Source organism: Shinella sp. HZN7 (assembly GCF_001652565.1).
Lineage (GTDB): Bacteria > Pseudomonadota > Alphaproteobacteria > Rhizobiales > Rhizobiaceae > Shinella > Shinella granuli.
On the sequence record NZ_CP015736.1, the window covers coordinates 652,486 to 677,256 of the forward strand.

The 24,771-nt window shown below is 66.8% G+C and carries 21 protein-coding genes; 11 read left to right on the plus strand and 10 right to left on the minus strand.

What is annotated here, in order from left to right:
* Positions 1-112: 112 nt before the first annotated feature.
* The 9 genes from shn_RS03165 to shn_RS03205 all read right to left on the minus strand — a co-directional run bounded on the left by shn_RS03165 (position 113) and on the right by shn_RS03205 (position 11,647).
* The gene (locus shn_RS03165; protein ID WP_245337357.1) at positions 113-2,137 is read right to left on the minus strand and encodes a methyl-accepting chemotaxis protein; all 2,025 of its coding nucleotides are present in this window, start codon (positions 2,135-2,137) and stop codon (positions 113-115) included.
* A gap of 669 nt (positions 2,138-2,806) precedes the next feature.
* The gene (locus shn_RS03170) at positions 2,807-4,483 is read right to left on the minus strand and encodes an ABC transporter ATP-binding protein (RefSeq protein WP_064329110.1); all 1,677 of its coding nucleotides are present in this window, start codon (positions 4,481-4,483) and stop codon (positions 2,807-2,809) included.
* Complete coding sequence (locus tag shn_RS03175) at positions 4,480-5,424, minus strand: acetamidase/formamidase family protein (protein WP_064329111.1); 945 nt, start codon at positions 5,422-5,424, stop codon at positions 4,480-4,482. The genes shn_RS03170 and shn_RS03175 overlap by 4 nt, the downstream gene beginning before the upstream one ends.
* A gap of 212 nt (positions 5,425-5,636) precedes the next feature.
* Positions 5,637-7,253 (minus strand): ABC transporter substrate-binding protein, encoded by a 1,617-nt coding sequence (locus shn_RS03180; RefSeq protein ID WP_064329112.1) that lies wholly within the window; start codon positions 7,251-7,253, stop codon positions 5,637-5,639.
* Positions 7,254-7,274: 21 nt separating this feature from the next.
* Positions 7,275-8,195 (minus strand): ABC transporter permease, encoded by a 921-nt coding sequence (locus shn_RS03185; RefSeq protein ID WP_064329113.1) that lies wholly within the window; start codon positions 8,193-8,195, stop codon positions 7,275-7,277.
* The gene (locus shn_RS03190) at positions 8,195-9,043 is read right to left on the minus strand and encodes an ABC transporter permease (protein ID WP_064329114.1); all 849 of its coding nucleotides are present in this window, start codon (positions 9,041-9,043) and stop codon (positions 8,195-8,197) included. Before shn_RS03190 ends, shn_RS03185 begins: the two co-directional genes overlap by 1 nt.
* A complete protein-coding gene (locus shn_RS03195; protein ID WP_064329115.1) occupies positions 9,043-9,627 on the minus strand; it encodes an ANTAR domain-containing response regulator in 585 nt (194 codons plus the stop codon). The genes shn_RS03190 and shn_RS03195 overlap by 1 nt, the downstream gene beginning before the upstream one ends.
* Positions 9,624-10,760: a transporter substrate-binding protein gene (locus tag shn_RS03200; RefSeq protein WP_064329116.1), complete on the minus strand. Its 1,137-nt coding sequence runs from the start codon at positions 10,758-10,760 to the stop codon at positions 9,624-9,626. The genes shn_RS03195 and shn_RS03200 overlap by 4 nt, the downstream gene beginning before the upstream one ends.
* Positions 10,761-10,942: 182 nt before the next feature.
* Positions 10,943-11,647, minus strand: coding sequence for a GntR family transcriptional regulator (locus shn_RS03205; RefSeq protein ID WP_064329117.1), 705 nt, complete (start codon positions 11,645-11,647; stop codon positions 10,943-10,945).
* Between the two features lie 283 nt (positions 11,648-11,930).
* Here shn_RS03205 and shn_RS03210 point away from each other — a divergent pair, with 283 nt between their 5' ends.
* The 4 genes from shn_RS03210 to shn_RS03225 all read left to right on the plus strand — a co-directional run bounded on the left by shn_RS03210 (position 11,931) and on the right by shn_RS03225 (position 15,076).
* Positions 11,931-12,575, plus strand: a complete 645-nt coding sequence (locus shn_RS03210) for a flavin reductase family protein (RefSeq protein WP_064329118.1) — start codon at positions 11,931-11,933, stop codon at positions 12,573-12,575.
* A 272-nt stretch (positions 12,576-12,847) separates the two neighbouring features.
* Positions 12,848-13,567, plus strand: a complete 720-nt coding sequence (locus tag shn_RS03215) for an ABC transporter permease (protein ID WP_064329119.1) — start codon at positions 12,848-12,850, stop codon at positions 13,565-13,567.
* Entirely contained in the window at positions 13,567-14,292 is a 726-nt protein-coding gene (locus shn_RS03220; protein WP_064329120.1) for an ABC transporter permease, read from the plus strand. Before shn_RS03215 ends, shn_RS03220 begins: the two co-directional genes overlap by 1 nt.
* Positions 14,285-15,076, plus strand: coding sequence for an ABC transporter ATP-binding protein (locus tag shn_RS03225; RefSeq protein WP_064329121.1), 792 nt, complete (start codon positions 14,285-14,287; stop codon positions 15,074-15,076). The genes shn_RS03220 and shn_RS03225 overlap by 8 nt, the downstream gene beginning before the upstream one ends.
* Positions 15,077-15,161: 85 nt before the next feature.
* Here shn_RS03225 and shn_RS03230 read toward each other — a convergent pair whose 3' ends face one another.
* Complete coding sequence (locus tag shn_RS03230) at positions 15,162-16,028, minus strand: MurR/RpiR family transcriptional regulator (protein WP_064329122.1); 867 nt, start codon at positions 16,026-16,028, stop codon at positions 15,162-15,164.
* A 195-nt stretch (positions 16,029-16,223) separates the two neighbouring features.
* On the opposite strand from shn_RS03230, the gene shn_RS03235 reads away from it, so the two are divergent.
* The 7 genes from shn_RS03235 to shn_RS03265 all read left to right on the plus strand — a co-directional run bounded on the left by shn_RS03235 (position 16,224) and on the right by shn_RS03265 (position 24,579).
* Positions 16,224-17,483 (plus strand): FAD-binding oxidoreductase, encoded by a 1,260-nt coding sequence (locus tag shn_RS03235; RefSeq protein ID WP_064329123.1) that lies wholly within the window; start codon positions 16,224-16,226, stop codon positions 17,481-17,483.
* 24 nt (positions 17,484-17,507) lie between these two features.
* A complete protein-coding gene (locus shn_RS03240) occupies positions 17,508-18,704 on the plus strand; it encodes an amidohydrolase family protein (RefSeq protein ID WP_064329124.1) in 1,197 nt (398 codons plus the stop codon).
* A gap of 45 nt (positions 18,705-18,749) precedes the next feature.
* Positions 18,750-19,589, plus strand: a complete 840-nt coding sequence (locus shn_RS03245; protein ID WP_064329125.1) for a transporter substrate-binding domain-containing protein — start codon at positions 18,750-18,752, stop codon at positions 19,587-19,589.
* 72 nt (positions 19,590-19,661) lie between these two features.
* Entirely contained in the window at positions 19,662-21,161 is a 1,500-nt protein-coding gene (locus shn_RS03250; protein ID WP_064329126.1) for an amidohydrolase family protein, read from the plus strand.
* A gap of 151 nt (positions 21,162-21,312) precedes the next feature.
* Positions 21,313-22,668, plus strand: coding sequence for an FAD/NAD(P)-binding protein (locus shn_RS03255; RefSeq protein ID WP_064329127.1), 1,356 nt, complete (start codon positions 21,313-21,315; stop codon positions 22,666-22,668).
* 63 nt (positions 22,669-22,731) lie between these two features.
* Positions 22,732-23,196: an Rrf2 family transcriptional regulator gene (locus tag shn_RS03260; protein ID WP_064329128.1), complete on the plus strand. Its 465-nt coding sequence runs from the start codon at positions 22,732-22,734 to the stop codon at positions 23,194-23,196.
* Positions 23,197-23,265: 69 nt separating this feature from the next.
* Positions 23,266-24,579 (plus strand): FAD/NAD(P)-binding protein, encoded by a 1,314-nt coding sequence (locus shn_RS03265; RefSeq protein ID WP_064329129.1) that lies wholly within the window; start codon positions 23,266-23,268, stop codon positions 24,577-24,579.
* Positions 24,580-24,771 lie beyond the last annotated feature (192 nt).

Consider the following 24,771-nt stretch of genomic DNA (forward strand, 5'->3'; position numbering starts at 1 on the left):
ACGGTCCGGGGTCTGTGGGAGCCCGGCTTCGGGTCGCAAGCGGGCCGGCCGGGACCGCGTTCCCTGACGATGCCGGGCCAACCGCGAAGGCCGCAGGTGGCCCGGCATGGTCTCAGAATTCCTCCCAGTCGCTCTTGGTGTCGAGCGCCGCATTGCCGCTGAAGGCGGCCGCGACCTTGCGGCCAAGCGTGCGGGCGGGGGAGGCGATGGCAGGGTCGACGCTCCGGGCGGTGCGCGGCCCGCCGGCCTGGGCAGCGGAGGTGCCGTCCAGCCGGAACTGGCTGACCAGTTCGCGCAGGCGCACCGCCTCGTTGGCGAGCGTGTTGGAGGCCGCATTCGACTGCTCCACCATCGCCGCATTCTGCTGCGTCGTCTGATCCATGGCATTGACCGCGGTGTTGACCTCGGCAAGCCCGACGGACTGCTCCTTGGCCGATGTCGCGATCGATTCCATATGCGTGTTGATCTCGACGATGAAGCCGCTGATGGTTTTCAGCGCCGAGCCTGCATCGCGCACCAGCTTCACGCCGTTGCCGACTTCCGTCGAGGAGTTCTGGATCAGGCCCTTGATTTCCTTGGCCGCCTGGGCGGAGCGCTGGGCAAGCTCGCGCACTTCCTGGGCCACGACGGCAAAGCCCTTGCCCGCCTCGCCCGCGCGGGCTGCCTCCACGCCCGCATTCAGGGCGAGCAGGTTGGTCTGGAAGGCGATCTCGTCGATGACGCCGATGATGTTGGAAATCTGCTGCGAGCTCTCCTCGATCTTGCGCATCGCCTCTTCGGCATGGGACACGACCTCCGCGGATGCGGCCGCCGATTGGTTGGCGCGGCCGGCGACGTCCTTGGCCTCCTCGGTGCGCTTGGAGGAGTTGGCGACGTTGACGGTGATCTCGTCGAGGGCTGCTGCGGTTTCCTCCAGCGAGGCGGCCTGCTGCTCCGTCCGCTTCGAAAGGTCGTCCGTGCCGACCGCGATTTCACGGGTACCGGTGTCGAGCGTCGAGATGGAGCCGGAGATTTCCAAAAGCGTGGTGCGGAGCTGGGCGACCGAGCGGTTGAAATCGTGGCGCAATGCCTCGAAATCCTGGGCGAAGGCGTCGTTGAGCTGGAAGGCGAGGTCGCCGGAGGCGAGGCGTTTCAGGCCGGCGGCAAGACCGGAGGTCGCAATGCGCAGCCGCTCGGCGGCGTCGGCCTCGGCCTTCTCCTGCATGGCGATGCGCTCGGCTTCCGCGCGCTTGCGGTTTTCCGTTGCCTCCTGCTCCAGCCGCCGGTTGGCGATGGCGCCCTGGCGGAAGATTTCCAGCGCCTTGCCCATGTCGCCGATCTCGTCGTTGTTCTTGGCAAGGTCGATCTGCGTGTCCAACTGGCCATCGGCCACAAGACCCATGGAATTGCCGAGTTGGTACATGCCGCCGATGATGCGCTTGAAGGTCACGTAGCCGACGATGGCGAGCATCAGCAGGAGCGCGCCCAAGGCCGTGAGGGTCAATGTCCAGTAGAAGGCGGCGCGGGCGTTCGCCGCGTCGACGGCGCCCTGCGTGCGGTGTTCGAGCTTCACGAAGAAGGCATCGACCGGCTTCATGATCTCGGCCTTGAACTTGTGATACTCGGGCGAAGCGAGCATCTGCGCCGCCTTGGCCTTGGCCTCCGGGCCCAGCGTGGCGGTGCTGTCCACGAGGTTCATCGCCTCGGTCTCGAGCTTGACCAGGGCATCGGAGCGCTTGCCGGCCTTATCGAGCAGGGCGAATTCCTCGTCGGCGAAACCGGCCTGTTTCATCAGGTCGAGGATGGAGATGGCGGGTCCGTCGGGACGGGGCTTGGCTTCTCCGCCCGCGACGAAATCCCAGTAGATGCGGTGGTAGTCTTCCGGGCGCGGCCGCGTGCCGTTGCGGATCTCGATGACGGCGTTGTACTGGTCCTTGTAGGACGCATCCCCCGTTTCGGCATAGGTGCGCACCAGGCGGGTCAGATCGTCGGACGACTGGCGGAAACCGTCGGCGAGCAGATAGGACCGGTATTTCTGGTCATAGGCGTTCGTGACGTCGCCGGCCGCACCGGCATATCCCCACAGGCTGCCCGCAAGGCCGGCAATGGCAATGCCGGTGGCCGAGGCGAGAATGAGGAATTGGGTCTTGATTCTCATGATGGACAGTTCCTGACGTGGACATGCCTCTTCTGCCGCGCCGAACTCATTTCTGACGTCATGAAGTCATGCCGCACATGAGTGCTATACCCGACGCCATCGTCGGAATGCATACAGGATTTGCTCTATAATAGTTAGGGAATTGATAATTCCTCCTGATGTTCTTCTAATGTCAGTATTTTTACAGTATGCACCTGTTGCGTGTATTGCGTATTTCGGAGGCCACAATGAATTATGACAATTGTTATTTCAGAATTCTGGATTTTTTGTCATTTATTTTTCATGTTCAGGCATGACGCTGAAGTTGTATTTTTGATTACATTCAATGTTGGCGAATATTAGAATTTAAGAAAAAAGGAATTCGAAGCAGGTCAAGCCGATGGAATTCCGGTTCTATTCCGGTTTTCCCGGATGCCATGGCGCAAGTGCGGGGGATATCTTCATTCGGTAGCCTGTCCTGAAGGACGACGGTGAGGGTTATTGTCGAAGGATGCGGTAACCCCGCCATGCGGAAGAGGCGCGCGAAACCCGCAAGGGACGGGCGTGAGCGCAGGGGGCGAAGATCTTGCAACGCGTGGCTGCGCGCCATTGCCGATTTCGGCATGTTTTTTCACTGCTGGTGCACCTGGACGCGGTCAATTTTTTGCGTCGGAGCGGTCCGAACGCGCCTCAGCCGCTCCGCGCCGTGCGATAGCGGGCGGGGTCGGGGATCGGCACGGCGGCCATCAGGTTGCGCGTGTAGGCGTCGGCCGGGGCCTCGAACACCTGCCGGCGCGGGCCGATCTCGACGATGCGCCCGCCGCGCATGACGGCGACATGGTGCGACATCTTCTCGATGACGGCCATGTCGTGCGAGATGAAGAGATAGGCAAGGCCCATCTGCTCCTGCAGCTCCAGCATCAGGTCGAGCACCCGCGCGCGGACCGAAACGTCGAGCGCTGCCACGCTCTCGTCGGCGACGATCAGCTTCGGCTCCAGCGCCAGCGCCCGGGCGATGCAGATGCGCTGGCGCTGGCCGCCGGAAAACTCGTGCGGATAGCGGCTTCCGGCATCCGGCGGCATGCCGACGCGCCTGAGGAGCGCCGCCACGCGGTCTTGCCGCTCGGAGGCATTGCCGACGCCATGGATGACCAGCGGCTCGGCGATCGCCGCGCCGACCGTCATGCGCGGGTCGAGCGAGGCATAGGGGTCCTGGAAGATCATCTGCGCGACACGGCGCACGGGGCGCATGGCCGCGGGCTTCAGGCCGCGGGTTTCCCGCCCGTCGATCGAAACGCTGCCTTCGAAGGGAATGAGGTTGAGCACGGCCTTGCCGGTGGTCGATTTGCCCGAGCCGCTTTCCCCGACGAGGCCGAGCGTCTTGCCCGCCTTGAGGACGAAGGAGATGTCGCTGACGGTTGCGGGAGCGATGCGCGACCGGTTGAACCAGCCGGCGCGCGCGCCATAGGTGACGCTGAGGTCCTTGACGGCGAGGATCGGCCTTTCTGCCGGCGGGGCCGCGGCCTGCGTCAGCCGTGGCGGTCCGTCCGTTCCGGCATGGGCGCCGAGGCGCGGCACGGCGGCCAGCAACTGGCGCGTATAGGGCTCTGCCGGGCGCGCGAAGATGTCGAGCGCGTCGCCGGCCTCGACGATCCTGCCTTGCTGCATGATGGCCACCCGGTCCGCCATCTCCGCGACCACGCCCATGTCATGGGTGATCATCAGGATGGAGGTCGAGAATTCGCGCCTGAGCTCGCGCATCAGGGTGAGGATCTGCGCCTGCACGGTCACGTCGAGCGCGGTGGTCGGCTCGTCGGCGATCAGCACCTTGGGCCGGCAGGAGAGCGCCATGGCGATCATCACGCGCTGGCGCATGCCGCCGGAAAGCTCGTGCGGATATTGCTTCAGCCGGCGCGGCGCCTCGCTCATGTGCACGGCGTCGAGCATCGCGCGGGCGATGGCCTCCGCGCCCTCGGATATGTCCTCGCGGTGCTCGCGGATGGCCTCCACCATCTGGTCGCCGATGGTCATCACCGGGTTCAGCGAGGTCATCGGCTCCTGGAAGATCATCGCGATGTCGCCGCCGCGGATCTTTCTGAGCGCCCGGTGCGGGATGCCGAGGATGTTGCGGTCCTCCAGCCGGATTTCGCCGGACGACACCTTCAGCGAGGCCTTCGGCAGAAGGCCCATGATGGCAAGCGAGGTGACGGACTTGCCGGACCCCGATTCCCCCGCAAGGCAGAGCGTCTCGCCGGCGGCAAGGTCGAAGCTCACGCCGTCGAGGATGCGCTTCAGCCCTTCGGGCGTGCGCGCATCGACGGAGAGGTTGCGGACGGAGAGAACCGGGGCGGCCTGGTGCGATGTCACGCGAAGACGATCCTCGGGAAGTAGAAGGAGACGACCCAGTTCGGCATGTCGACGATCTCGCTGATCCTGAGATCGCCGCAGACGGAGCAGAGCATGTAGGCATCGACGGGACTGTAGCCGTGCTCGGCGACGAGGAGGTCGATCATGCGCATCAGCGCCTCGCGGGCGCCGGTCATCAGGTCGGGGCCGATGCCGGTCGTCACCTCGTAGCCGTCGCCGTCGAGATGGCGCGTCACGGGCTCGCTCGTCGTGAAGCGCGGCGTCTGGAGGTTGGCGCCCTTCACGAGGTCGAGCGTGAGTTCGACATTCATCTGGCTCTCGATCGCGGTGCCGCAGACCTCGCCGTCGCCCTGCGCGGCATGGGTGTCGCCGACGGAGAACAGCGCGCCCTCCACCTCGATCGGCAGATAGAGCGTCACGCCCGCCGTGAGGTCGCGGATATCCATGTTGCCGCCGACGCGGCGCGGCGGCACGACGGAGTGGAGGCCGGCTTCGGCCGGGGCGACGCCGATCGTGCCGGTGAACGGCTTCAGCGGCACGCGGCCGCCGGGGCCGAAGGCGGAGGGCGCCATGCTCGCCGTGTCATAGGACCAGATGTGCAGCGCCGGCTCCTTGAACTGGTCGGCGAGCAGGCCGAAGCCGGGAATGTTCGCCGTCCAGCCGTGGCCGGACGGGTGGAACTTGCGGATCGTCACCTTCAGCGCATCGCCGGGCTCTGCGCCTTCCACATAGACCGGGCCGGAGACCGGGTTCACCTTGGCGAAATCGAGTGCGGCAAGCGTTTCCAGCGTCGAATCCCGGCCGAGCTGGCCGCCGGAGGAATCGAGGCATTCGAAGAGGATGGTCTCGCCGGGCCTCGCCGTCAGTGCGGGCGGAAAGGCGCGGTCCCAGCCGAAATTATGCTGCGCGCGGTGGATGGTGTGGGTGCAGGCGACGCACATGAAAGGCCTCCCGGTCGTTTGTTGTTCTCTTGTCTGCAACGCCCCGTGGAGGCGGGGCATATGCGTTTCGAAAGCCGGCGATATCCCCTCTGCCTGCCGGCATCTCCCCCACAAGGGGGAGAAAGCTTGCAGCCTGCTTGGCGCCCGAAATTTCGCCGCCGCCGCCGGGCAAGCCGTCCCCCTCATGGGGAGGGGTCTTCGCATCGACCGCCTTACGGCTTCACGAAGATCGCGTCGTAATTGATGACGCGCGTCGGATCGATATAGATGTTGTCCGGCCCGCCCATGCGCAGCGACTTGGCGACGACGCGGCGCTCGTTGATGACGGGCACCCAGGGCGCATCCGCCATGATGTCGGTGAAGATCTTGCCCCAGGCGGACTGGCGCTCCGCCACCTTGGCGGGATCGGACATGGCGTCGGCCTCCGCCGCGCGTTTGTCGATCGCCTCGTTGCAGTACCACGGCCAGTTCCAGCCGCCGGAGACGGCGCCCGAGCAACCGAGGATCGGGCCGTAGAAGTTGGACGGATCGGGGAAGTCGGCGATCCAGCCCATGCCGCCGGACCAGATCATCGGCGCCTCGCCCTCCGTGCCACCGGCGGCGATCACGTTGCCCTGCGCCAGCGCCCGCACCTCGGCCTTGATGCCGATGGCGGCGAGATCCTGCTGGATCGCCTGGGCGATGCGCGGCTGCGGGTCGGTGTTGGTGGAATAGAGCACCGTCTCGAAGCCATCCGGATGGCCGGCCTCGGCGAGCAGCGCCTTGGCCTTCTCCACGTCATAGGTATAGCCGGTGAAGGCCTTGTCGTAGCCGGGCATCAACGGCGGCAGGATCTGCGTGGCGGCGGTCGCGCGGCCGTTCAGGATGCGCGTGATGCGCTCCTTGTTGATCGCCATGTTGACGGCCTGGCGCACCTTCACGTCGTCGAAGGGCTTCACCTTGGTGTTGAGCGTGACGTAGCCGGTGTGCAGTTGCTCGCCGTCGACGATCATCGCCGCGCCGTCGGGCGAGTTCTTGATCTCCAGGAACTTTGCCGGGGGAATGCCGTCGCCGGCAATGTCCACCTCGCCCTTCTGGAGCCGGAGGAGCGCGACGAGCGGCTCCTGGCCGACCTCGATCGTCACCTTGTCGACATGCGGCACGTCCTTGACGAAATAATCGGGGTTGCGCTCGAAGACGAGTTTCTGGCCGATCGTCCAGTCCTTCAGCACCAGCGAGCCGGAGCCGACCGGCTTCTTGCCGAAGTCGCCGGCGGCCGCGTCCACCGCCTCCTTCGGCACGACGGAGGCGAAGTTGATCGCCATGACATGCAGGAAGGTCGCGTCGGGCCGCGACAGGTGGAAGACGACGGTCGCATCATCGGGCGTCTCGATGCCCGAAAGCACCTCGGACGTGCCGTTCGTCAGGTCGTCGAAGCCCTTGATCGGGCCGAAGAAGCCGGCGCCGGGGCCCTGCGTCTTCGGGTTGACGGCGCGCTCGATGGAATATTTCACGTCGGCAGCGACGATCTCGCGGCCATTGGTGAACTTCACGCCCTTGCGCAGCTTGAACGTATAGGTGAGCCCGTCGGGCGCGACCTCGAAGCTTTCGGCCAGCGAGGGCACGAGATTGGCGGTGCCGGGCTCGTAGTCCATCAGGCGCGAGAACAGGCTCTTGATCATCGACCAGTTGACCCAGTCATAGCCGATATGCGGGTCGAGCGTGGTAATGTCGTCCTTGTAGGTGACGACGATCTCGCCGCCCTGGGCGGGCGTTTCGGCCTTGGCCGAGAGTGCGGACAAGGCGAGCACGGCCGCCGTCGTCGTTGTCAGTAACCAGCGATTGAACATTTTTCGTTCCCCTTTTTGGTTTCAATGCGAACGGATGCGCGGATCGATCATCGGCGCGATGAGGTCTGCGACGAGATTGCCGAGGATGATGGCGAAGGCGGAGGTGAGCGTGACGCCCATGATGATCGGGATGTCGACCTGCTGGATCGCCTGCCAGGCGAGCTGGCCGATGCCCGGCCAGCCATAGACCGCCTCCACCACCACGACCCCGCCCATGAACTGGCCGATATCGATGCCGATCATCGCGACGACGGGCAGGATGGCGTTGGGCAGGGCATGGCGCAGCACGACGCGCCGGCCGGAAAGCCCCTTGGCGCGGGCGGTGCGGATGAAGTCCTGGTTGAGCACGTCGATCATCGCCGAGCGCGCCATGCGCGCATACCAGCCGGCGCCGAGAATGCCGAGCGTCATGGCGGGCAGCACGACATGGGCGATAGTGCCGTAGCCGCTCATCGGGAACCAGCCGAGCGTCGCGGCGAAGACATAGAGCAGCAGCAGGGCGACGACGAATTGCGGGGCGGAAACGCCGACGAAGGCCGATGCCATGACGAAGCGGTCGAGCGCCCCGCCGCGGTTCAGCGCGGCGACGATGCCGAAGGTGAGGCCGAGCAGCACCTCGACGAAGATGCCGGCCGCCATCAGCGTCAGCGTCGCCGGCAGGCGGGCGGCGATCAGCGTCGCGACCTCGGTCTTCTGCGCATAGGACCGGCCGAGATCGCCCTGCACGAGATTGCCGAGATAGGCGAGGAACTGGGTCAGCAGCGGCTGGTCGAGGCCGAGCTCGCGGCGGATGTTCTCCACGGTCTGCGCCGTCGCGCTGCGCCCGGCGAGCATGCGCGCGGGATCGGCGGGCAGCGCATAGAGCAGCACGAAGGTGATGGCGGCGACGCCGAAGAGGATGAGGCACGACTGGACGAGGCGCCTTGCGAGAAGTCTTGCCATCAGCCGCGGCCCCGCTGGGTCGGGTCGAGGATGTCGCGCAGCGCATCGCCCACCAGGTTGAAGGCGAGTGCCGTCAGCAGGATGACCGCGCCGGGGAAGAAGACGAGCCAGGGCGCCGCCTGGAAATAGCTCTGGCTCTCGAAGATGATGTTGCCCCAGGAGGGTTCCGGCGGCTGCACGCCGATGCCGAGGAAGGAGAGGGTGGCTTCCAGGAGCACGGTCGTCGCGATGCCGAGCGTGCCCCAGACGATGGCGGTCGGCACGAGATGCGGTAGGACGTGCCTCAGCACAATGCGCGCATTGCCGGCGCCGAGCGCCCGTTCGGCCATGATGAAGTCGCGTTCCACCAGCCCGCGCGTCTCCGTATAGACGATGCGCGCCACCTGCACCCAGTTGACGAGCGCGATGACCATGGCGACGATCCACAGGCTCGGCTTCAGGATGGCGGCGAGCACGATGGCGAGCAGCAGCGCCGGAAAGGCCATCATCAGGTCGGTGAAGCGCATCATGGTGCCGCCGACCCAGCCGCGCATGTAGCCCGCCGTGACGCCGACGAAGAGGCCGATGGCGACGGCGACGCCATTGGCGACGAGGCCGATGATCAGCGAGGTGCGCGCGCCGTAGAGGAGGCGGGAGAGCAGGTCGCGGCCGAGCGTGTCGGTGCCGAGCAGGAAGTCTTCGCCCGGCGGCATCGGCGCGCCCTCGAGCGTCAGGCCCTCGAACATCTGGTTGTCGGGCGCATAGGGCGCCAGCCACGGCGCGGCGATGGCGGCGATGACCACGGCAAGAACGATGACGAGACCGAACACCGCCGCGGGCTGGCGGCACAGCTCCTTCAGCACCCGCATCAACCGACCTCGCGCAGGGATTCCGAGCCGCCCAGGAAGAAGGCGGCGAGCTGTTCGATCGGCAGGCGGCGGCGCATGGCGCAGTCGCGCAGGATCGCATAGGCGCGCTCCTCGTCGATATGGCGTTCGGCGGCAAGGCGTTTCACGGCGGCGAAGACGAGCGGGCGCAGCTTCAGCCGCTCCTCCAGATGGGCGATGCGGCGGCGCGCCTCCAGGCGCTCCTCGTGCAGCGAGACGGCGAGCACCAGGGCCGGATAGACGGTGGCGGCGGAGACCGGCTTGGGGATGATCGCGCCCGCGCCGTGGCGCAGCGCCCAGGCAATGCGGCCCGGCGCTTCCGAGCCGAGCAGCGCCACGACCGGGCAGGCCGGCGCGGCGTCGGAGAAGGGTAGCAGCTCGTCCCAGCCCCGGTCGGCGTCGATCAGCACGAGGTCCGGCAGGTCGGCGGCGGAAAGCGGCGTCCACTGCACCGCCACCGAAACGCCGAGCAGGCCGAGCTGGCGGCGCAGGCGGTCCGTGTTGCCGTCCGCCTCGCTGAGGACGACGGCGCGCCAGCCGGTGAAGTTCGGGGTCTTCAGCGTCATGACACGATCCTCAGGCGCGGGGCGGGCCGTGTCGTGGCGCCCGTCAGATAGGGATCGGCGGCAAGCGCCGGGGCGGACGCGATGACGTCGAAGCCGTGCCGCTCGTTGATGCGGCCGAGCAGGAAGGGCAGGGCCGCATGGTTGGTCGCCGCATCCACCCGCATGTCGCCGAAGAGCGAGGGCCAGTCGCGGGCCAGCACCTCGGCGCGCACGTGCTCCGGCGCATCGGAGCCGGCGGCCTCGATCGCGGCGATGCACAGGCTGACGGCGGTATAGGCGCTGGCGAACAGGCTGGAGACGATGCGCTCCCCGCCGCTCCAGTCCTTCAGTCGCACCTTGAAGGCATGGTTGCCGGCCGTGTCGAGCGTATCGAAATAGGAGGCCGCGCAGAGCTGGCCGGTGGCGACGCCCGCGCCGATGTCCGACAGTTCGCATTCCTGCAGGTCGCAGCTCGCGACGGGGCAGTTCTCCGGCAGGAAGGCGGGGTCGCGCGCGCCGAGCGCCCGCATGGCGGCAAGGAAGGCGTAGCTGGAGGGGCCGACGAGGTTGTTGAGCACGAAGCTCGGCCGCTTTTCCGCGATGTCGGCGACGATGCGCTCGACGGCGGTCTCCTCCAGCGGCAGGTAGCGCTCGCCGAGCACCGTGCCGCCGGCATTGTGGATGAGCTCGCGGGCCAGCCGGTTCATCTCCCAGCCCCAGACATAGTTGGCGCCGACGAGATAGGGCCGCGCGCCGTGGCGGGGCAGGAGATAGTCGAAGAGCGGGATGAGGTGCTGGTTCGGGCAGCCGCCGATATAGATGACGTTCTCGTTGGCCTCGAAGCCCTCGTAGGGACACATGTACCAGAGCAGGCCGTCATGCTTCTCGACGAGCGGGATGACCTCCTTGCGCGCCGTCGAGGTGATGGTGCCGATGATGTGCCGGCAGCCCTCGTCGCGGATCAGGCTGCGCGCGCCCTCCAGGTAGGCGGCCAGGTCCGCCCGCGGGTCGAAATAGGCGGGCTCGATGCGCTCTCCGCCGCGCTGGCGATAGTCGTGGAAGGCGAATTCAGCGCCCTCGCGCGCATCCCTTCCCATCGAGCCATAGGGTCCGGTGGTCGAATAGAGGATGCCGATCTTCACGCGGTCTACCATTGGCCACCAATACAAAAAGCCCACAGCGATGGTCCCGGAAGCCGGGTCGCTGTGGGCGCTATTGCCCTTCGACAAACGAGGTCATGTGAAAGCGGCGGGCAAGGCCGCCCGCGCATTGAAAACGATTGAAATACGCTGAAACCGTCTTTGTCAAGCACCCCGCCGCACGCGGCGGGGGCGGGTCAGGCGAGGCCTTCGGCCGCCGCGTAGGCGCTGAGCACGTCCTTGATGTTGCGGTCGTCCTCGCGCGGCAGCAGGGCGCGCGTGGTGATGGAATCGAGATGGTGCGTCATCAGCTTCGAGGCGACGTCGGCGTTGCCGGCGATCAGGCTGTCGAGCAGTTCCTGATGCTCGGAAACGGCGCATTCGGAGGAATGCGGCCGGCCGTAGAGCGCCAGGATCAGCGAACTGCGGGCGACGAGCTCGTTCACGTAGCGGATCAGGCTGGCATTGTTCGTCATCTGCGCCAAGAGGGTATGGAACTCGCCGGCAAGGCGGATGGAGGTGGCGTGTTCCTTCTTGGCGGCGTCCTCGGCCTCTATGTGGGCGGACAGCGTCTCGATCTGGTCCGGCGTCAGCCTGCCGGCGAGGGTCTCGACGACGAGGCGTTCCAGCGCGGCGCGCGTCAGGAACAGGTTGCGGCCCTCCTCGAGCGTCGGCCGCGCCACGGTCGCACCCTTGTTCGGCCTGAGGTCGACGAGGCCTTCCTCGCTGAGGCGCACCAGCGCCTCGCGCACCAGCGTGCGGCTGACGCCCAGCCGCTCGCCGATCGAATCCTCCGGCAGCTTGGCGCCGGGCGACAGGGCCTGGTCGAGAATGGCGCGCTTCAATGCACGGTGAACGGCCTGCGAACGACCGCGGCCGGATTCGCCAACTGTCTTTGCCATGCGGCAGTCTCCAGAATCGCAAAAGTGGCGTGCAAATTGCACACAAACGGCAGGCCTGTCCACCGGTGCGCACTTCGGTGCCGGCGATCCGGCCGGTTCCGCCAACCGGGCGGCCTTCGGCCGTGTCCGGATCTCGTCGACGGCTGCAGATTTTGAAAGTGCAGGAGTGTAGATATATTGCATACAATAATTGCATCCTATAAATAGAGATATCGCATGCGTGGCTGAGGCTGGCAACTGGCCGTCTTCGGCGCCGGCGAGCGAAAGCCGGAGAGGAGCGCCGATGGATAGCCGCAGCACCGAAATCGAGAAGGGCGAGAGGACCGCCTTCGACTTCACCAAACTCAGCGCGCGCGAGCGCTACAAGCTGATGATCGGCACGATCATCCCGCGCCCCATCGCACTGGTGACGACGGTCGACGAAAACGGCCGCTACAACGCCGCCCCCTTCAGTTTCTTCAACTGCCTTTCGGCCGACCCGCCGATCCTTGCCATCGGCGTCGAGAACAATCCGGACATGTCCTTCAAGGACACCGGCCACAACATCCGCGTGACGGAGGTCTTCACCGTCAATATCGTCTCGCGTGCCATTGCCGAGGCGATGCATGTCTGCGGTGCTAAGTATCCGCGCGGCATAGATGAATTGAAGGAGGCGGGCCTTACCGCCATGCCCGGCGAGCGGATCGCCGCGCCCTGGATCAAGGAGGCGCCGGCGGCTTTCGAATGTCGCCGCCATGTCACGCTGGAGCTTGGCAAGTCGCGCCAGATCATCATGGGCGAAATCCTTTTCGCGCATTACCAGGCGGGCGCCGTGGACAGCGCCATGCATGTCGATCCGAACGTCATCGACGCCATCGCGCGCCTCGGCGGCGACACCTGCTCGACCATCCGCGACCGGTTCGAGATGCTGACCCCCAAGCTCGGCTGATCCGCGCCGTTGCTCTCCGAACCGCTCCACGCCCCGCATCGGCCCGCCGGCCCGCGGGGCGTCGTCTTTTCGCCGAAGACGGCACGCGAAAATCGGATTCTTATATTGTCAGTTAATTGACAAAAAAATTGTATACGTTATAAAGCTGACATCGCCCGTCGAAACGGGCCGGCCGCGGGGAGTGCGGCCGCAGGAGGAGCAGCGATGATTGAAAAACGGTGGCTGACCGCCCCCGGCGGAGGCGGCTTGCCTGCCGTACGGGGAGGCGCCTGATGCAGGGTCCGTCCTTCCTTGATCTTGTCGGTTTCGGCCCGGAGGGCTGGGGCGCCGCGCTCTTGATGGCGACCGGCATGACGCTGGCCGTCGCCACCGGCGGCTTTGCGGCGGGTTCCGTCATCGGCGCGGGCGTCGCCGGCGCAAAGCTGTCCCGCAGCCGGGCGCTGCGCGCCTTCGGCGACGGTTATACGACCGTGCTGCGCGGCATTCCCGACCTGCTCGTCATCTATCTTTTCTATTTCGGCGGCAGCGCCGCGCTCGGCGTGGTGGGGCAGCTTTTCGGCGCGGACGGGTTTATCGGCATGCCGGCCTTCCTGACCGGGGTCCTCGCCATCGGCGTCGTTTCCGGCGCCTACCAGGCGGAGGTCTTTCGCGGGGCGTTCAACACGATCAGCCGCGGCGAGCTGGAAGCCGCCCGCGCGGTCGGCATGCGAACGGGGCTGCGGCTGCGCCGCATCATCGTGCCCCAGGTGCTGCGCTATGCCATTCCCGGCCTCGGCAACACCTGGCAGCTCGTCTTGAAGGAATCGGCGCTGATATCCGTCACCGGCCTCGTCGAGCTCCTGCGCCAGTCGCAGATCGCCGCCGGCTCCACCCGCCGGCCGTTCGACTTCTACATCACCGCCGCCGTGCTCTATCTGGTGATAACCGCCGTCTCCTCCTACCTCTTCCGCCAGGCGGAAGCCCGCGCGCTGCGCGGCGTCAGGAGGGCGTGATGGATTTCACCTTCCTCTGGGAAACGTTCCTCAAGCTTCTCTCCGGCGTGCCGCTGACGCTCAACCTGGCGCTCGTTTCCACGGCCTTCGGCGCGCTGCTTGCGGTGCTCCTGACGCTGATGCGGCTGTCGTCCTGGCGCCCGGTCGGCTGGGTCGCGCAGTTCTACGTCTTCGTCTTCCGCGGCACGCCGCTGCTCGTGCAGATGTTCGTCATCTATTACGGCCTCGGCCAGTTCCGCCCGACGCTGCAGGCCTGGGGCCTGTGGGTGTTCTTCCGCGAGCCCTACTGGTGCGCCATCTTCGCGCTCAGCCTCAACACGGCGGCCTACGGTTCGGAAATCCTGCGCGGCGGCCTGCAGGCCGTGCCGCACCGGGAGGTCGAGGCGGCGCGGGCGAGCGGCATGTGGGGCTTCCTGCTCTATCGCCGCATCGTCTTCCCGATCGCCATCCGCCAGGCGCTGCCGGCCTATGGCAGCGAGATCATCCTGATGGTCAAGGCGACCTCGCTCGCCTCCGTCATCACCATGCTGGAAGTGACGGGCCTGGCCGCAAAGCTCATCTCGCAGTCCTACCGGGCCGTGGAGGTCTTCGTCGTCGCGGGTCTCATCTATCTCGCGCTGAACTTCGCCATCACGCGCCTTATCGCGCTCATCGAATGGTGGCTGTCGCCACATCTGCGCCCCGCCCCAACCGTGTCTTCCGGAGCTGCGTTGCACCATGCTTGAACCTGCGCCCCTTACCGCCGCCACCACGCCGGCCATCTCCGTCCGCAACCTGCGCAAGAGTTTCGGCGCGCTGGAAGTGCTGAAGGGCATTTCCTTCGACGCGCGGGAGGGCGAGGTCATTTCCGTGCTCGGTTCGTCCGGTTCCGGCAAGTCGACCATGCTGCGCTGTATCAACATGCTGGAAGTGCCGAGCGAGGGCGAGGTCCGCATCGCGGGCGAGGCGATCCGCCTGAAGGACGGCCGCCACGGCCGCCAGCCCGCCGACAACAGGCAACTGAGCCGCCTGTGCACGAATGTCGCCATGGTGTTCCAGAGCTTCAATCTCTGGTCCCACATGACGATCCTCGAAAACGTCATGGAAGCGCCGGTCCATGTGCAGAAGCGGCCGAAGGCGGAATGCCGGGAGGAGGCGCTGGACCTGCTTGCCAAGGTCGGCATCGCCGACAAGCGCGACTTCTACCCGAGCCATCTTTCCGGCGGCCAGCAGCAGCGCGCGGCGATCGCCCGGGCGCTTGCCATGAAGCCGAAGGTCATGCTGTTCGACGAGCCGACCTCGGCGCTCGATCCGGAACTGGTCGGCGAGGTGCTGCGCGTCATGCGGGCGCTGGCGGACGAGGGGCGCACCATGCTCGTCGTCACCCACGAAATGGCCTTCGCCCGCGACGTCTCCAACCGCGTCATCTTCCTGCACCAGGGCCTGGTGGAGGAGGACGGCGATCCGGCCGACGTCTTCACGGCGCCGCGCTCGGACCGCTTCCGCAAGTTCATCTCGTCCCATGGCTAGAGCAATTCCAGCAAAAGTGCGCAGCGGTTTTGCGTCCGGAATTGCGCTGAAACAACGCGCTAGGGCATCGCGGGCGATGATGCCGCTATTTCGGACCCCGGCTGTAGCCGACGAAGCTCTCGTAGAGGCTGGCGACGCTGTTCAGCCGCTCCTCGACCGAAGGCCCCCGGTGGGCGAAGACGCTGTTGAGCAGCAGCTGCATCAGCGTCCACATGCCGGAGGTCGCATCCCAGAAGAGGTTGAGGTCCGTCGGCACGGCGAAGACCTCGTCGCCATAGCTTGCCGCCCAGTCGCAGTAGAGGTCGGTGACGATGGTGATCGGCATGCCGCGTTCGGCCGCCTTGGCGGCCAGCAATTGCGACTGGCGGGAATAGCGCCGGGCATCGATCAGTACCAGCGTGCAGCCGGCGGGATCCGTCAGCAGCACCTCGGCGAAGTTGCCGCCGGCAATGTCGACCAGTTGCACCTCGTCGCGCAGGTAGCGCAGCATGTGCACGAAGGCCTCGGCGAGGCCCCGTTCGGTCTGGAAGCCGGCGACGAACACCCGGTCGGCCTCCGCGATGCGCTTGGCCGCGCGGTTCCAGGCCTCGGTATGGGCGTGTTCGTAGACGCGCACGACCGAGGCGACGGCAAGCTCCAGGCTGCGGGCGAGGGCGGCGTCGGTGCTGCTCTTCTGCTGCAGGTCGCGCAGCCGGTCGCCGATGAGCCAGGGGCTGTCGCTGATGTCGTCCTTCAGCCGCTCCTTGAGGTCCTTGAACCCGTCATAGCCGATCGAGCGGCAGAAGCGGCCGACGGTCAGCTCGCTGACGCCCACCTTGTCGGCGACGCTGCGCGAGGTCTCGAAGGGCAGGCTGCTGATATTGGCCAGCATGAAGTTCGCCAGCGCCTTGCCGGAGGCCGAGGCCTCCGTGAGTGCCGCGGTGAGCCGCTGCCGCACCGAGCTGTTGTCCATCCAGTTCTCGTTCCGCATGTCGCGCCCGTCCGCCCTTCGTCACCGCCTGTTCCCCGAATAGCACGATGCGCGGCAAGGTCCAGCACGGCCCGCGGCCTTCGGAGGAGGCCGGTTTCGGAAATGTTATATAGTTGACTTTTAATGAAATAAAGTCAGAAAACTAACATTTCCTCCCCTCCAGAACGGATTGCTGCCATGACCCCGACAGATCGCCCCGACAAAGACGTGCTCGTGCTTGGTGCCGGCATTATCGGTGTTTGCGTGGCCCTGCATCTGCAAAGGCGCGGAAAGTCCGTGCTGCTCGTCGATCGTCGCGCGCCCGGCGAGGAGACGAGCTACGGCAATGCCGGCCTCATCGAGCGGGCGAGCGTCATTCCCTACGGCTTTCCGCGCGAGATCCCGACGCTGCTGAAATATGCGACGAACCGCTCCGCCGACGTGCGCTTCCGCTGGACCTTCCTGCCGAAGCTCCTGCCCTGGATCGCCCGTTTCTGGCGCGAATCCTCCAGCCGCCGCCTGCACCGGGCGGCCATGGACATGCTGCCGCTGATCGAGCGTTCCGTCGTCGAGCATACGGACCTGATGGCCGAGGCGGGCATCCTGCACCGCGCCCGCCGCACCGGATGGATGGAGGCCTACCGCACGGAAAAGGCCTTCGCCGCCGCCAAGGCTGCCGCCCGCGCGCTGGACGAATTCGGCATCCGCTACGATTTTCTCGGGCCGAAGGAACTGCAGGCGCGTGAGCCGCATCTTGCCGGCAGCTTCGCCGGGGCCGTGCACTGGCTCGATCCCGTGACGCTCGCCGATCCCGGCGGGCTGGTGAAGGACTATGCCGGCCTCTTCCTGCGCAAGGGCGGCGAGATTATCGAGGCCGATGCGGCCACCCTTGCCGAGGGCGAGGGCGGCTGGAGCATCCGCGCGAAGGGCGGCGAGGTGCGCGCCCGCGAGGCCGTGGTGGCGCTCGGCCCCTGGTCGGATGCGGTCTATCGCCGGCTCGGCTATCGCGTCCCGCTCGCCGTCAAGCGCGGCTACCACGTGCATATCGAGCCGGCGGGCGATGCCGTGCTCAACCACCCCGTCGTCGATGTCGAGCGCGGCTACCTGCTGGCGCCGATGACGAAGGGCATCCGCCTGACCACCGGCATCGAGTTCGCCAAACGCGACGAAGCCCCGACGCCGGTCCAGGTCGACCAGACCGAGCCCCATGCCCGTGCGATCTTTCCGCTCGGCCGGCGCGTCGAGCCGGCGCCGTGGATGGGCGCGCGGCCCTGCCTGCCCGACATGCGCCCGATCATCGGCCCGGCGCCGCGCCACAAGGGCCTGTGGTTCGCCTTCGGCCACAATCACCATGGCCTGACGCTCGGCCCGGCCACCGGGCGGCTCCTGGCGGAAATGATGACGGGCGAAAAGCCCTTCGCCGACCCGGCACCCTACGCAATGAGCCGGTTCGGCTGAATTTTCGGAGATTAGGAGACAGCAATGCGGGAAGACTTCGTTCTCATCAATGTGCGGCCGAATGGTGAGGCGGCGAAGGATGTCGTCGTCAGGGACGGGCGTTTTGCCGACATCGTTGCGCACGGCTCCCGCGCCTTCCACGGGATGCGCGTTGTGGATGGCGAAGGGCTCCTGCTGCTGCCCGGTCTCGTCGATGCCCATACCCATCTCGACAAGACCCTGCTCGGCATGCCCTGGTATCGCAACGATGTCGGCCCCGAACTGATCGACCTCATCGAGAACGAGCGCCGCATGAAGCGCGCGCTCGGCATCGATCCGCGGCGCCAGTCCGCCGCCCAGATCGAGCGTTCCGTCGCCAACGGCACCACCCATATCCGCACCCATGTCGATATCGACACGGAATACGGCCTTGCCGGGCTCGAAGGCGTGCTGGCCTCGCGCGAGCGTTACCGCGACATCGTCGACATCGAGATCGTCGCCTTCCCGCAGAGCGGCATGCTGATCCGCCCCGGCACGGTGGAACTGATGGACCGGGCGATGCGCGAGGGAGCGGACGTGGTCGGCGGGCTCGACCCGTCCGGCGTCGACCGCGACCCGAAGGGTCATCTCGACACGGTCTTCGCCCTTGCCGAACGCTACGGCAAGCCGGTCGACATCCATCTGCACGAGCCCGATTCGCTCGGCGCCTTCGCGATCGAGCTGATCGTGGAGCGCACGAAGGCGCTCGGCATGGCGAACCGGGTGACGGTCAGCCACGGCTTCTGCCTCGGCATGCTCGCCGACAAGCCGCTGGCAAGGCTCGGCGGCATGATGGCCGAGGCCGGCGTGCACCTGATGACCAAGGGCGGTGCGGCAAGCCCGCGCCCGCCGGTGCTCGATCTCACCGAGATGGGCGTCAACATCGCCTCCGGCTGCGACGGCGTGCGCGATACGTGGCAGCCCTTCGGCAACGCCGACATGCTCGACCGCGCGGCGATCGTCTCCCAGCGCAACGATTTCATCAACGATGTCCACATCGAGCTGGCGCTTCGCCTCTGCACCTATGGCGGCGCGACGATGATGGCCATCGACGGCTACGGCCTTTCGGCCGGCTGCGATGCGAGCTTCGTGCTCGTCAGTGCCGAGACGCCGGCCGATGCCGTGGCATCCCGTCCGGTTCGCCGGGCGGTCTACCGGAAAGGGGTTCCGGTTGCCCGGGACGGCGCGCTCGCCGCCGCCTGAGGCAAGGGGAAGGTTTTGGAACATAGGCTAGGAGGAACTGCCATTATGTTGAAGTCGCTTGGTAAGACAGTCATCGCCCTCGGGGTGATTCTCGGCGCATCCGCGGCGCAGGCCGAGGAGCGCACGATCACGATCGCGACGGAAGGCGCCTATGCGCCGTGGAACTTCACGGAGGCCGGCGGCAAGTTGGCGGGCTATGAGATCGACATGCTGGAGGATCTCTGCCCGCGCATGAAGGTCAAGTGCGAGATCGTCGTGCAGGACTGGGACGGGCTGATCCCGGCGCTGAACGCTGGCAAGTTCGACGCCATCGTCGCCGGCATGCTGCAGACCGAGGAGCGGGAAAAGGTCATCACCTTCTCGCGCAACTACGGCACCGGCTCGGCCGCTTTCCTGGTGCGCAAGGATTCGCCGCTCGCCGACATGCCGGTCGGCAAGCAGGTCGACATGGGCAAGGACAAGGAGGCCGCCAAGGCCGCAGCGGCGGAAATGCTGCCCTTCATGGACGGCACCGTCATGGGCGGCCAGGGCGCGACGACGGCCGGCCAGATCATGGCCGAGCTGTTTCCGGGCGTCGAGTTCCGCGAATACAAGTCGACCGAGCAGCATGACCTCGACCTGGAGGCGGGCCGCATCGACGGCGTGATGGCCTCGCCCGTCGCGCTCGACCGCACGATGGAGAAGATCGGCGCCGACCAGGTGGTCTTTGCCGGCACCGAGTTCACCGGCGGCCCGCTCGGCGGCGGCCAGTCGGTCGGCCTGCGCAAGGCCGATACTGAGCTGAAGGCGATGTTCGACGCGGCGATCAACGCGGCGATCGACGACGGAACGCTGTCGCGCCTCGCCGTCAAATGGTTCAAGCGGGACATCTCGCCGAAGAAGTAATCCGGCATGGAAAGACCGGGCCGCGCGAAAGCGCGGCCCGCGCATGATCGATAGAACGACAGGACGAGCACCATGACGAGACTTCCCGCTTCCGGCCGCATCGACGGCCCGGTCCTTCTCACCGCCCGCTGGGTCGTCGGCCATCGTGATGGCCGCCATGTGATCTATGACGACGGCGTCGTCGTCTTCGAGGGCGACGAGATCGTCTTCGTCGGGCACGACTATCCGGGCGCGGTCGCCGAGCGCATAGACTACGGCAATGCCATCCTGTCGCCCGGCTTCGTCGATCTCGACGCGCTCTCCGATCTCGACACGACGGTGCTCGCCTTCGACAACCAGCCGTCCTGGAAGAAGGGCCGGGTCTGGCCGAAGAGCTACATGGACCGCGCCTACGAAATGTACACGCAGGAAGAGCTCGCCTTCCAGAAGCGCTACGCCTTCGCCCAGCTCATCCGCAACGGCATCACCACCGCGCTGCCCATCGCCTCGCTGTTCTACCGCGAATGGGGCGAGACGGATGCGGAATTCTCCGCCGCCGCCGATGCCGCGCATGAGCTCGGCCTGCGCGTCTATCTCGGCCCGGCCTACCGTTCGGGCAACAGCTATGTCGACGAGAACGGCAAGATCGCCTTCTTCTACGACGAGGAGCGCGGCTTCCGCAGCCTTGCCGAATCGCTCGCCTTCGCCGAGCGCATCGAGGGGCTGGCCTCGCCGCTGGTGCGCGCCATGCTGGCGCCGGACCGCCTCGAGACCAACACGCCGGACCTTTTGCGCCGCACGGCGGATGCCGGCCGCGATCTCGATATCCCGATCCGCCAGCATTGCTGCCAGTCGGGGCTCGAATTCGACCGCATCACCGGCGCCTACGGCATGACGCCGCTGGAATGGATGGATTCCCTCGGCGTGCTGAACGAGCGCATGCTGCTGCCGCATGGCGAATATGTCGCGGGCACGCGCAATGTCGATCGCCCCGGCCGCGACCTGGATATCCTGAAGAATGCCGGCGCGACGCTGGTGCATTGCCCGGTCGTCTCGGCCCGCCACGGTGGCTTCATGGACAGTTTCTCGAAGTTCCGCGACATGGGCGTGCGCATCGGCCTCGGCACGGATACCTGGCCGCCGGATTTCATCCAGAACATGCAGGTCGGCATCCTGCTTTCGCGGGTGACGGACGGCTCGATCGAGAGCGTGCGCGCGGAACACTATTTCGACGCCGGGACGCTCGGCGGCGCCGATGCCCTGAGACGGCCCGATCTCGGCCGCCTGCAGGCCGGCGCGAAGGCCGACATCATCGTCATCGACATGGGCCACGACCGCATCGGCCATGTCATAGACCCGATCCAGACGCTGATGATGTCGAGTTCCGGCCGCGACGTCACCAATGTCGTCATCGACGGCAGGTTCGTCATGGTCGATGGCCGGATCCCCGGCTTCGATGCCAAGGCGGAACAGGCGCGGGCGCAGCGCCAGTTCGACGGCCTCGTCGCCCGCTATCCCGAGCGCACCTACGGTCATCCTCCCGTCGAGGAGATTTTTTCCTCCGCCTATCCGCGCCTCGGCCGGAAGGGATGAGGCCAATCCTCGGTTCCGGCGGCAGGAGAGCCGCCGGAACCTGCGCCGCATCCCGGCCGTTTCCCTTTGCGCACCGTGCTTGATAATAGTCTATAGATTTAATGGATAAATCTCGCTAGAGTGTCGGCACGGTCTTCGCAGGAGGAAATGCATGACGCTGCAAACGGATGTGGCCATCATCGGCTCGGGTTACTCGGCTGTCGCCTTGGCGCTGAATCTCGTCGATCTCCTGCCGCCGACGGCGAAGGTCAGCCTGGTCGGCAAGGCGGCCGGGCAGGGCCGGGGCATTGCCTATGCCACCAAGGCGGAATGCCACCTCCTCAACGTGCCGGCCGGCCGCATGAGCCTTTTTGCCGACCGGCCGAACCATTTCCTCGCCTGGCTCGCCGGGCAGGGCTATCCCTGGTCGGCCGACGATTTCGTGCCGCGCCGCATCTACGGCACCTATGTGCGCCATTGCCTCGACGAGACGATGAAGCGCACCGGAAACCGCGCCGCGCTCACCCTTGTCGATGCCGAAGCGCTGGGTGCCGAGGCCTTGCAGGATGGCGGGCTCGTCTTCACGCTTTCCGACGGGGAACGGCTGTCGGCCCGCGTCTCGGCGCTCTGCACGGGAGCTGGCACGCGCCGTCTGCCGCTGCCGGAGGCGGCGATCCCGTCCGCGGCGCGGCCCTTCGTCGTCGAGGATCCCTGGGCCGATGCCTGGTGGGAGCGTCTGCCGGCGGATGCGGATGTGCTCTTCGTCGGCACGGGCCTCACCACAATCGACCAGTTGCTGCTGCTGAAGCGCCGCGGCTTCCGCGGCACCATGCATGCCCTGTCGCGGCACGGCCTGTTGCCGCAGCCGCATCTCGCCCACCGGGCCGATCCGGTGGAGACGGTGCTCGTTCCGGGTGGGGGCGAGGTCAGCGCGATGCTCGCGGCCCTGCGCAGGCAGGCCGAGGGAGCGACGGACTGGCGCGCCGTCATGGATGGCCTGCGGCCGGTCACGCAGGATCTCTGGAAGGGCTGGACCGCCGCCCAGCGCAGCCGTTTCCTGCGCCATGCCGCCTCCTTCTGGAATGTCCACCGCCACCGCATGGCCCCGGCCGTCGCCGAGGAGATCGAGGCCTTGCGCCGGTCCGGACAGCTCGTCATCCACCGTGGCCGGCTGGACGCGCTGCGCCTTGCGGACGGACGGCTTGCCGCCGTTCTGCGCGACGGTACGCCGCTGGCGGCCCATCTGGTCGTCAACTGCACCGGTCTCGACCGATGTACGGTTGCCGCCTCGCCGCTGCTGACGAGCCTTGCCGATCGCGGCCTCCTCCAGCCCGATCCGCACGGCCTCGGCATCCGCGTCGACGACGCGGCGGCGGTTCGTGCCGGCGAAGGCGTCGGCAGGACACGCCTCTACGCCCTCGGCCCGCTCACCGCCGGCCATAGCTGGGAGATCACGGCCGTTCCCGACATCCGCGTCCAGGCGCGCGCCGTCGCAGCAAGCATCAATGCCGAGGTCGTCGCCGGATGACGAAGGGCTCCGGCGCCCCGAGCGGCGTGCCGGTTCCGCGCCTTCAGCGCGCGGCCTGACGCCATGATCGCGCTGAAATCGAAATACGCCCTGCGTGCGCTCATCGCGCTGGCGCGCGCCGGTCCGGGCGAGACCCTGCAGATCGGCACCATCGCCGCGCGCGAGGCGATCCCGAAGAAGTTCCTCGAACAGATCCTGCTCGACCTCAAGCATGCCGGCCTCGTCGCCAGCCGCAGGGGCCAGCACGGCGGCTATCACCTGCTGCGCGCGCCGCAGGAGATCGCCTTCGGCGAGGTGCTGCGCATCCTGGAAGGCCCCTTCGTGCCGCTCGCCTGCCTTGCCAATGGCGGGCACCGGCGCTGCGCCGATTGCCGCGACGAGCGCCTTTGCGCCGTGCGCCGCGTCTTCGCGAAGGTGGCCGCCGCATCCGGCGAGATCCTCGACGGCACGACGCTGGCGGATGTCCTGTCCGACCCTGCCGAAAGGCCGGACGGCGAGCGGCCGTCAATTATTCTAGTAAAAAGGTAGAAAATTATCGGACGCTACGCTATCATGGCGATCGGGCGTCTCGGATCATCGAGAGGGAAAGGACAGCGCATGTTCTTCGAAAGGGCCGTCAGGGAAGAGGGCGCGCGGCCGGCAGGCCTGCCGGTCATGCGCATCGCCGTCATCGGCGCCGGCCCGTCCGGCCTTGCCACGACCATCGCGCTGATGCGGCGGTTCCATCGCCCCTTCGAAGCCTGGCTGATCGATGCCGAGGATGCGCCAGGCGCCTTCGCCGACGGCGCGGCCGGCCGGGCGCTGACGACGGAACCGGCGCGCGATCTTTCCGTCGTGCCGGATCGTCCGGACGATTTTTGCGAATGGCTGAAATCGGGCCTGCTTTCCGGCGGCGCCGTTGCGGCGCTGCGCGGGGCGCAGGATCTGCATGTGCCGCGCAGCCTGTTCCGCGACTATGTCATGGCCCGTTTCGCCGAGGCGCTGAGCTTGCGCCGGGACGTGTGCATCCGTACCTTCCGCGGCACCGTGCGCCATATCGGCGATTGCGCGGAAGGGCTGCGCATCGGTTTTCGCGATGGGGAATGCGCAGATTTCGACCATGTCGTCGTCGCCACCGGTTTCGGCATCGCCCAGCGCGAGGCGGCCTCCTGGCGTAGTGCGCGGGCCGCCGCCGAACGGCTGTCGCAGGCAGAGGTCCCGCCGCCGCTGACGCTGGTCGGCAACGGTCCGCGCCTTGCCGCCATCCTGCTCGATCTCAGGGCCGAGGGTTATGCCGGCGATATCCATGTCGCGGCCGCCGCGGGCCGCCTGCCGCAGCCGCACGGCCAGGGTGAAGGCGGCATGACGCTCGGTGTGCCGCCCGCCACCCGCTCCCTGAAGGACGCCTTCCGCTATATCCGCAAGGAGTGTAGCGCCGCGGAGGCGCAGGGCGGCGGATGGCAGACCGTCGTCGACGCCGCCTCCGCTCGCCTTTCCGTCGTCTGGCGCCATCTGCCCCAGGCCGAGCGCAACCACTACCGACGGCATCTCCTCGGCCTGCACCGGCACTTTTCCATCCGCATCGCCCGTGACATCCATCGCCGCCTTGCCGGCGAGTTCGAGACCGGCCGCACCCGCTTCGTGCCGCCCTGCGATCCGAAATCCTCCGGCGAAAACACCATAGACTGTCGCGAGATACCGTCGGCCCGCGCGCTCGCCGGCCTGCTCGGCCGTGATGCCGCGGCGCTCACCGTCGATGATTGCGGCCGTCTCGTCAGCCATGAGGAGGTGCTGTGCGGCCTGTCCGTCGTGGGCGCCGTCGCCTCCAGCCTGCGGCCCGGCCCGTTCACCTTTGCCGAAACGGTGCGGCAGGCCTATCGGGCCGTGCTCGATATCCAGACGCAGGGCCTTGCCCGCGTCTCGCAGCGCTGAAGGCGTGTTCGCCGCGAAAAAAGTTTCGGCGAGATGGCAAATACGGTGGTTTTCCGCGGATGCATTTTGCTTGCGGGGGCGGATTAGCCGGATGAAATATTCGTCCCTTGCGGGATTCCACAGGTCTTCCGTTGCGTGCTTCCGGCCTGTTTGAAACCCGTTTTGCAAGTTGCAGAGGCGTTGTTGACTAAC